The sequence below is a fragment of the Synechococcus lacustris str. Tous genome (genome assembly GCF_003011125.1).
Classification (GTDB): Bacteria; Cyanobacteriota; Cyanobacteriia; order PCC-6307; family Cyanobiaceae; genus Synechococcus_D; species Synechococcus_D lacustris.
Genome location: NZ_PXVC01000083.1, coordinates 1 through 8,178, shown reverse-complemented (window position 1 = coordinate 8,178; position 8,178 = coordinate 1). Strand labels below are relative to the sequence as shown.

Below are 8,178 nucleotides of genomic sequence, written 5' to 3'. Positions count from 1 at the left end.
CTGCAGGGGGAATCGGTGCTGGCAAGGGTGGGGGTGATCACCACTGGCAGATTGAGCTCATCGGCTACGGCCCTTGCCGTATCAGAAACCTTGCCGCCGCCGGCGCCAATAACAGCGTTGCAGTTGAGTTGCTTGGCCAGTTGAACCAAACGTTCAATTTCGGCATTGCTGCATTCGCCAGCAAATGCTTCAACTATTGGTTCAATGCCCACAGGGGGCAGCACCGCTTGCCAGATCGAAGCCAATTCCCGCCTAGCGGTGCCAGCGGCGATGATCAACACGCGCCCCTGCAGGCCCAACCGTTGCATTTCCCTACCCAGTTCATGGGTGGCACCGGGCCCTTGCACATACCTGCCGGGGCTAGCAAAAACGATCAGGGGCCGCTGGTGAATACAAACCACGCTTTTGGAATGGGCCATTGAAAAACAGATGCGGTTTGCTTACTAGGATCTTGATATGACAGACGCCCCTGTTTCACGGATCCGCAATTTCTGCATCATTGCCCATATCGACCATGGCAAATCAACCCTGGCCGATCGGTTGCTGCAAGAAACCGGCACGGTGGCGGCCCGCGATATGCAGGCCCAATTCCTCGACAACATGGAACTGGAGCGRGAGCGGGGCATCACGATCAAGCTGCAGGCTGCGCGCATGGAATACACCGCAGCTGATGGTGATAACTACATCCTSAATCTGATTGATACCCCCGGCCATGTGGATTTCTCCTATGARGTGAGCCGCAGCCTCCAAGCCTGTGAGGGYGCACTGCTGGTGGTGGATGCCAGCCAAGGGGTGGAGGCTCAAACCCTGGCAAATGTWTATCTAGCCCTTGAAAATGATCTAGAAATAATTCCAGTGCTAAATAAGATTGATCTGCCGGGAGCCGATCCGGAAAGAATAGGTAGAGAGATTGAAGAGATCATTGGTTTAGATATTTCCAATGCCATCCACTGCTCAGCAAAAACTGGYATGGGTGTGCCGCAGATTTTGCAATCTATTGTTGACCGTGTGCCKGCCCCAGCGGATCGCGTGGAAGAGCCTTTGCGCGCATTGATATTCGACTCTTACTATGATCCRTATAGGGGGGTTATTGTTTACTTTCGCGTTATCAGTGGGCGCCTAGCAAAAAAAGATAAAGTTTTACTTATGGCAAGTAAAAAAACCTATGAATTAGATGAAGTTGGGATAATGGCTCCCGATCAACGGCAGGTTCAAGARCTACATGCCGGTGAAGTGGGTTATTTTTCTGCCTCGATTAAAGCCGTTGCTGATGCCCGCGTTGGCGATACTATCACCCTTGCTGCAAATCCCGCCTCCGAACCGCTTCCGGGTTACACAGAAGCAAAACCGATGGTTTTTTGCGGTTTATTTCCCACCGATGCCGATCAATATCCCGAYCTTAGGGAAGCATTAGACAAACTAAAACTATCGGATGCTGCTTTGAAATTCGAACCGGAAACCAGCAGCGCCATGGGTTTTGGTTTCCGTTGTGGTTTCCTTGGCTTGTTGCATATGGAAATTGTGCAGGAGCGGCTKGAACGGGAGTATGACCTTGATCTAATTGTTACGGCGCCKTCGGTTATCTATCAAGTAAATATGATTGATGGCTCAATCATGATGGTAGATAAYCCCGCAACRCTGCCGGAGCCGCAGGCTAGGGCGTCTATTGCAGAGCCCTACGTAAAACTAGAAATCTATGCGCCAAATAGTTAYAACGGTGCCCTSATGGAGCTATGCCAAGAACGCCGGGGTGCATTCATTGATATGAAATACATAACAACTGACCGTGTTGCGCTGCACTATGAAATGCCCTTGGCAGAAGTGGTAACTGATTTCTTTGATCAGATGAAAAGCAGAACAAAGGGTTATGCCTCAATGGAATATAGCTTGATTGGATACCGAGAGAATTTTTTGGTGCGGCTTGATGTGTTGATAAATGGTGAAAAGGCCGATCCCTTAACTACTATTATTCACCGCGATAAAGCCTATAATGTTGGCAAGGCGTTGGTGGAAAAGCTCAAGGAATTAATCCCACGCCAGCAGTTTAAGATCCCCCTTCAGGCATCAATTGGTAGTCGTATTGTTGCGAGTGAAAGTATTAGCGCAATTCGCAAAGATGTGCTTGCTAAATGTTATGGCGGTGATATTTCCCGCAAGAAAAARCTATTGCAAAAGCAGGCTAAGGGTAAAAAACGGATGAAGGCGATGGGCAAGGTAGATGTTCCGCAGGAAGCATTTATGGCAGTGCTAAAGCTSAATCAGTAAACAWCGAGTTCYMATAGCAAGTAKTGAGCAGTTTGTAGTGCAAGCTTTGCTCCTTCGGTGGAATGCTGGYCCTATCAKTTGGGGTTTCACATGTGGCGGGCAGGGGTGCACAACAGGCGCTGCAACGTTGCCARCGCTGGATTTGCTCTGCCTTTGGTGTTKATGTTGGGGCTGTTGTTATTGGGCAGTGGCCTGTCTTTGCAGGCGATGGCGCTGCAATCCAGGGCACGGGGCGCAAGGCTTTGGCAAGAGGGGCAATTAAACGACTGCTTCCTTACGGCAGCCATGCTTTTTGYCGCATTAGCCCGCCAAGGCGCCACACCWGCCGATCAAAAGCTGGCGGCCGGCATTTTCCATTTGCAGCAATGGCAGGGCTCCCCCAATGGCCCCGCTCAAATCAGCCTKCAACGGCTTGCAGCAACGGGCAAACCTATGCGCAGCAAAGTGTTTCAGCTAAACAGCAGCGGCGAGCTGAGGCCGGTTTCGCCTTAACTGAGCTGCTGATAAGCAGTGTTTTATTGGCGCTCTTTTGTGGCGCCGGCCTACAGGTGTTWGCTGCCGCCAACGGCCTTGCCCTGGAAGGGCGGAAGCAAATGGCGCTGCTGGCTTGGATGGATCGCCAATTGCAGCGGGATGAAGGGGTATTGAGGCGCCTTGCCCCTGCCAGCTCAATCGATTGCAGCGATGGCAGCCAGCTGGTGCAACTAAGAACYGAGCTGCTAGATCAATTGCAGCGGGCCGGCACGTTACCCCTCATTGATTCCTTATTGAGCACTCAGCCGAGGCAGCGGTTGGTGGAGGTGCAGGGTGATCGCTTGCTGGTGGCCCTAGAGGCTGCAGCGCCATTGCGTCAGCGGCGAGAGCGGCTTTACAGCCTGGAAGGCCTTGGGGTTTGCAAGTRATGAACCTCACTGAAATCCTGGTRTCAGTTGCGATCAGCGYAGGTTTTGTGAGCCTTTGTTTGGTGGGAGCCCAAGGGCCATTAGCGCGCCAAGAACTAGAAAGTGCTAGCCGGGAACTATGGCTTGGCCTTGAACGGGCCCGCAACCAGGCGGAACAGCAAGGCAAACCCTGTGCATTGCAATTGGGGGGGCGGGGGTGGCAAGCACCAGCTCTGGGCGATTTAGCTAGTTGCGATCAGGCAGAGGTTGAATTATTTGATGTAAGCAAAAGCGCGCGCTTTCAGCTAAGTAATAATTTCAGCAGTCCCTTGGTTTTTACAGCTAATGGTTTGGTATTAGGMGGGGGCACTGTAATTTTGAAGCATTCTTCCAGTGGTTTGAGCCGTTGTTTAGTGATTAGTTTGCCATTGGGTATTACCCGTGTTGGTAATTACGCCAAGGGTAGCTGCCTACCAGATGCGTAGTTTGATATGATTAGTTTGGGCTTAATTAATAAGCGCCATTGCAGCAGCCCCAGGGCTGGTTTTTCTTTGTTGGAATTGTTATTAGCTAGTGGCCTTGGTTTGGTTGTAGTTGTAATTGTGATGAATTCATTATTTGGTGAGGGTGCCTTAGGTGTTCGTTTAAGCCGTGGCATGCGGGAACGCCAGGCCCTTGGCCGCGCCAATGCATTGATTCGCGCTGATCTGGAGCGGGGTAACGCGGTTGCCATTGATCCTGAAGCTAGCGGTATGAATTTGTCTTGTGGATTGGCAGGCCGCAAAGCGGTTTTGCAGATCAGCAACCCCGATGGAAAGCTCACCACCTACAGCGTTGGTAAATCAAGTGAGCCGATTTGGCGGGGTTGGGTGTTGATGCGTTGCGGCCGCGCCTTTCGCAGTGATGGCTCAATTAATGGTGCGGCAGCTTTTCAAAATCGTGTGGTAATTGATGGTTTAGATCCTGCCCCTGGTAGCTGGAGTGGCTGCGATTTACCCCAAGCAGTGGCAATTGGTGCAACGGCTTCCTTGCCTTTGGCTGCATGCATGGAGCCCATAAGTGGCACCGTGCAATGGCAATTAAGGCAACGGTTTGATACTCAAASGCTWAAAGCTGATGCCAGTGCAGTGCTATCTGAGTAGCTTGCCCTCCCCATTAGAAAAAATATCCATAAAAAACCACCAGGGATAAGTTTCCCTRGTGGTGAATTAGTTGAATTAAGCAGTATTTAGTAAAGRGCTTKTTGATTAGATTTCTGAATAGGAAATAGCGCCACTGCTAGATGCAACAGTTGCTTGGCATTTCTTGCCAGACGTAATTGATAGGGARCCGCATTTCGCACCGCTAATGCTGGCGCTGCTTGTGGTGTAATTCACATCTGCASTTGGTGCGCTTGCCCCATCGCCGCCATTGCAATTGCCGGAAATTGTGAGCCCGGTGTTAGTGGTGCCAGAGTTGGCCGATGGGTAGGGGCCTTCAGCAATAATTGCAGAGGAACACTCCCTGGCTAAACCAGCTAATTCAGCTATTTGGGTATTTAGCTTTGCCTTGTCTTTAACTCCCATGAACTGGGGCAGGGCTACGGCACTTAGTACACCTACAATCACAATTACYACCATTAATTCCACCAGGGTGAAACCCCCTTGCTGCCTATTAATAGCCGCTTTTTTGCGAACACTTTGCAAAGCATTAATCATTTTGATCGCCCGGTATATGCCGGGGGGAGCAACATTTTTAATGTGCCCCCATCAACGGCCCTGTTGCAGTGGTTCRGCTAGGTTTGGCTGATGATTCTCAGTCCCCTGCAGCATTTTTTGGCCTGGCGGCCCAGCAGTCTTTCTGCGCGCATGGCCCGGGTGGGTGTGTGGGTGCTGATTGTTTATGGCCTTGTGGCTTTGCTGGCTGGGCCAGCAATCCATTTAGGTGTGCTTCAGGATCCAAATATTGGCCTCGATAATCCCATTTATGCCCAGCCGAGTTGGGGYCATCTTTGCGGCACCGATCGCCTTGGCCGTGATGTGTGCAGCCGCACCTTGGCMGGYGCTGGTGTGGCGCTCCAGGTGGTTTTTAGTGCCCTATTAGTGGCATTAGCTATTGGGGTGCCCCTTGGCATGTTGAGTGGCTACCTCGGCGGCCTGGTGGATCGCTTGTTGGTGTTATTGATGGACACCCTYTACACCCTGCCCGTTTTACTGCTTTCAGTGGTGTTGGCATTTTTACTTGGCAAGGGCCTGCCCAATGCCGCTGCTGCACTTTGTGTGGTTTACGTACCTCAATATTTCCGAGTAGTGCGCAATCAAACGGCATCTGTAAAAGCGGAATTATTTATCGATGCAGCCCAGAGCCTCGGGGCWGGGCCTTATTGGATCATGCGCCACTACCTATTGCGCAATGTGATCACATCAGTGCCCGTGGTGCTYACCCTTAATGCCGCCGATGCTGTTTTGGTTTTGGGGGGGCTTGGTTTCCTTGGCTTGGGATTGCCAGATTCAATTCCGGAATGGGGCGCAGACCTACAGCAAGCCCTCACGGCGCTGCCCACCGGCATCTGGTGGACAGCTCTCTACCCAGGTTTAGCGATGTTTGTGCTGGTGCTTGGTTTGTCTTTTCTTGGTGAGGGATTAGACGCATGGGTGAGCGGCCAGGCTTCTGGATCAAAAGCTGAGTAGATTTATTTGTATTAGATCTGGAAACTGCCATGGCAGTGTTCGTTTCGATGCTGCTGGTGGCCATAGCCACCCTYCTTTGGAACCTSGGACGTCGCAATGCCGATGAGGTKATGGGCGTGCTTGAGAAGATCCTTGCKGTTGTTTTGTTGGTTATCAGCCTTTGCGTGGGGGGCTTGCATCAATTGCTTTGTTTTGCGCTSCTAGCAGTTGCTTTAAAGCTGCCCAGGGCCCACCAAAACCAAGCACCCCAGCAAGTTGCAAGCAACAATGATATTTTCTTRCCCTTTTAATTAATTATTAACAGCGCAATTTYAAGGTGCGCGGTATTTCTTCTTGGATTTCACCTTCMYYATTAAGGGSCGGATAGGGTTTATTTGTTTCCCTGCACCAGCGCGCCACCTGGGGATARGCCCATTCAAAAAGAGTGTTTTTGTATAGCTCTGCTGATARRCCTTCTCCATCCCTTGGGATCAACCCCGCTAGTTCCCTTTGCCGCAGGGCTTCAAATAGCAATATTGCCGCTGCAACGCTCACATTTAAAGACTGCACCATTCCCGCCATGGGAATGAATAGGGCTTGATCTACCCCTGCGGTGGCTGCCTCGCTGAGGCCCCATTTCTCAGCACCYAACAGAAAGGCCGTRGGACCGGTGAAATCGCATTGGCGATAGTCGATTGCTGTTACCCCTAAATGGGTGCCAAAAATACGAAAACCCTGTTGATGCAATTGATTGCAGGCGGTTTCGATCGAGTTGTGGTTTTGCAGGGGCACCCATTTTTGACTGCCTTGGGCGGTGCTGTTAAAGGTKCGCACCCGCCCCTTAAGGCTCACCACATGGGCTTCAAGCACTCCCACAGCATCACAGCTACGCAGGATCGCCGAAAGGTTGTGGGGTTTCTCTACCCCTTCCAGCAGCACCGTGAGATTTGCCATGCGGCCGTTGAGCACTGTTTGTAATCGCTCAAAGCGTTTGGGCAAAAGGGGCATCGGCCAGCAGCTTGCGGTTGCTGCAGCGTATTCACCGGCGCCTTTAATGCAGTTTGCCAAGGCATAAAAATTTGGTTGCTGATCCCACCCCCATCGGTTTGCTACCCAGGTTGGTGGCGTGGCGGGTGCTGGAGGCAGTGGGTGATGGCGCCTATGCCGATCTAGCCCTTGATAGGGAATTCAAGCGCCAACCAATGCCTGCCCTTGATCGGGCAATGGCAACTGAGATCAGTTACGGCGCGATTCGGATGCGCCGCCGTTTGGATGGCTGGATCGATCGCTTTGGCAAGGTGCCTGCCCAGCGGCAGCCGCCCCGGTTGCGCTGGTTGCTGCATGTGGGTTTGCAGCAGCTATTAGCGATGGATCGCGTACCAGCATCAGCTGCGGTGAGTACGGCGGTGGAGCTAGCAAAAAAAGAACGGTTGGCTTCCCTAGCGCCTGTGGTGAATGGATTGCTGCGCAGTGCTGCCCGGGCGATTGCCGCTGGCGAACAATTACCCCTGCCTGAAGATCCCCAAGCCCGCTTAGCGCTTGAGCAATCCTGGCCTGATTGGTTAGTGCAGGAACTTTGGGGTTGCATCGGCGCGGAACGCACCCAAAACCTAGCCAAGGCAAGCAATCTCACCCCAAGCCTTGATTTAAGGGTAAATGCGTTGCGCAGCACTGTGGATGAGGTGTTGGCAGCCTTTGCCCAGGTGGGTGTGCTGGCTGCACCATTGCCGAATCAAGCTTTCGGCCTCACCCTGCTGCAACGCCCTGGCCCCCTCAATGAACTGCCTGGCTATCGGGAGGGCCTTTGGTGCGTTCAAGATCGYGCTGCTCAAACGATTGCGCCGCTTTTAGATCCCAAGCCAGGCCAAAGAGTGTTGGATGCCTGCGCTGCTCCAGGCGGTAAAACAACCCATCTCGCTGAATTGATGGCCGATAAAGGCGAAGTGTTAGCCATTGATCGCTCTGCTGTGCGTTTGGAGCGCTTGCGGGAAAATGCCCAGCGGCTTGGTTTGCGCTCTATTCGCACTGAAGTGGCGGATGCCGTTGCCCTTGATCAATTGGAGCAGCAGGGGCAGTTATTTGATCGCGTGTTGTTGGATGTGCCCTGCTCCGGCTTGGGTACCCTTGGCCGCCATGCCGATGCCCGCTGGAGTTTAAAAGCTGAAATGTTGGCGGAATTGGTTGAATTACAACGCCAAATGCTGCAGCAAGGCGCAAAACTCCTGGCACCAGGTGGCCGCTTGGTATATGCCACTTGCACCCTGCATCCGGCTGAAAACCAGGGGCAAATACAACAGTTTTTGCAGGRGCAGCCCCAGTGGCAATTGCTTGAAACCGAGCAAACTTTTTGGCCCGATGCCGAGCATGGTGGTGACGGCTTCTAC

General features: G+C 52.4%; 10 protein-coding genes. 7 read left to right on the top strand and 3 right to left on the bottom strand.

Annotation, left to right across the window (positions count from 1 at the left end):
* The coding region (locus tag C7K08_RS11750; protein ID WP_117434649.1) for an iron-containing alcohol dehydrogenase at positions 1 to 419 on the bottom strand (419 nt) is incomplete at its 3' end.
* A 37-nt stretch (positions 420 to 456) separates the two neighbouring features.
* Between C7K08_RS11750 and lepA the strand changes: the two genes are divergently transcribed.
* The 4 genes from lepA to C7K08_RS11730 all read left to right on the top strand — a co-directional run bounded on the left by lepA (position 457) and on the right by C7K08_RS11730 (position 4,288).
* Complete coding sequence (gene lepA / locus C7K08_RS11745) at positions 457 to 2,265, top strand: translation elongation factor 4 (protein ID WP_106500788.1); 1,809 nt, start codon at positions 457 to 459, stop codon at positions 2,263 to 2,265.
* Between the two features lie 153 nt (positions 2,266 to 2,418).
* Positions 2,419 to 2,757 carry a hypothetical protein gene (locus C7K08_RS15245; RefSeq protein ID WP_133165248.1) on the top strand — a complete coding sequence of 113 codons (339 nt, stop codon included), beginning with the start codon at positions 2,419 to 2,421 and terminating at the stop codon, positions 2,755 to 2,757.
* A 409-nt stretch (positions 2,758 to 3,166) separates the two neighbouring features.
* Positions 3,167 to 3,631, top strand: a complete 465-nt coding sequence (locus C7K08_RS11735; protein ID WP_106500786.1) for a GspH/FimT family pseudopilin — start codon at positions 3,167 to 3,169, stop codon at positions 3,629 to 3,631.
* 6 nt (positions 3,632 to 3,637) lie between these two features.
* Positions 3,638 to 4,288 (top strand): hypothetical protein, encoded by a 651-nt coding sequence (locus C7K08_RS11730; RefSeq protein ID WP_106500785.1) that lies wholly within the window; start codon positions 3,638 to 3,640, stop codon positions 4,286 to 4,288.
* Positions 4,289 to 4,393: 105 nt separating this feature from the next.
* Here the strand turns inward: C7K08_RS11730 and C7K08_RS11725 are convergent, their stop codons facing one another.
* Positions 4,394 to 4,843 (bottom strand): type IV pilin protein, encoded by a 450-nt coding sequence (locus tag C7K08_RS11725; protein WP_106500784.1) that lies wholly within the window; start codon positions 4,841 to 4,843, stop codon positions 4,394 to 4,396.
* A 90-nt stretch (positions 4,844 to 4,933) separates the two neighbouring features.
* Here C7K08_RS11725 and C7K08_RS11720 point away from each other — a divergent pair, with 90 nt between their 5' ends.
* Both C7K08_RS11720 and C7K08_RS11715 read left to right on the top strand, forming a co-directional pair.
* Positions 4,934 to 5,815 (top strand): ABC transporter permease, encoded by an 882-nt coding sequence (locus tag C7K08_RS11720; RefSeq protein ID WP_241537237.1) that lies wholly within the window; start codon positions 4,934 to 4,936, stop codon positions 5,813 to 5,815.
* A gap of 29 nt (positions 5,816 to 5,844) precedes the next feature.
* Positions 5,845 to 6,105 (top strand): hypothetical protein, encoded by a 261-nt coding sequence (locus C7K08_RS11715; protein WP_106500783.1) that lies wholly within the window; start codon positions 5,845 to 5,847, stop codon positions 6,103 to 6,105.
* Positions 6,106 to 6,112: 7 nt separating this feature from the next.
* Here the strand turns inward: C7K08_RS11715 and trmH are convergent, their stop codons facing one another.
* Complete coding sequence (trmH, locus tag C7K08_RS11710) at positions 6,113 to 6,802, bottom strand: tRNA (guanosine(18)-2'-O)-methyltransferase TrmH (RefSeq protein ID WP_106500782.1); 690 nt, start codon at positions 6,800 to 6,802, stop codon at positions 6,113 to 6,115.
* A gap of 71 nt (positions 6,803 to 6,873) precedes the next feature.
* On the opposite strand from trmH, the gene C7K08_RS11705 reads away from it, so the two are divergent.
* Positions 6,874 to 8,178: 16S rRNA (cytosine(967)-C(5))-methyltransferase (locus tag C7K08_RS11705; RefSeq protein ID WP_106500789.1), on the top strand; the 1,305-nt coding region annotated here is incomplete at its 3' end.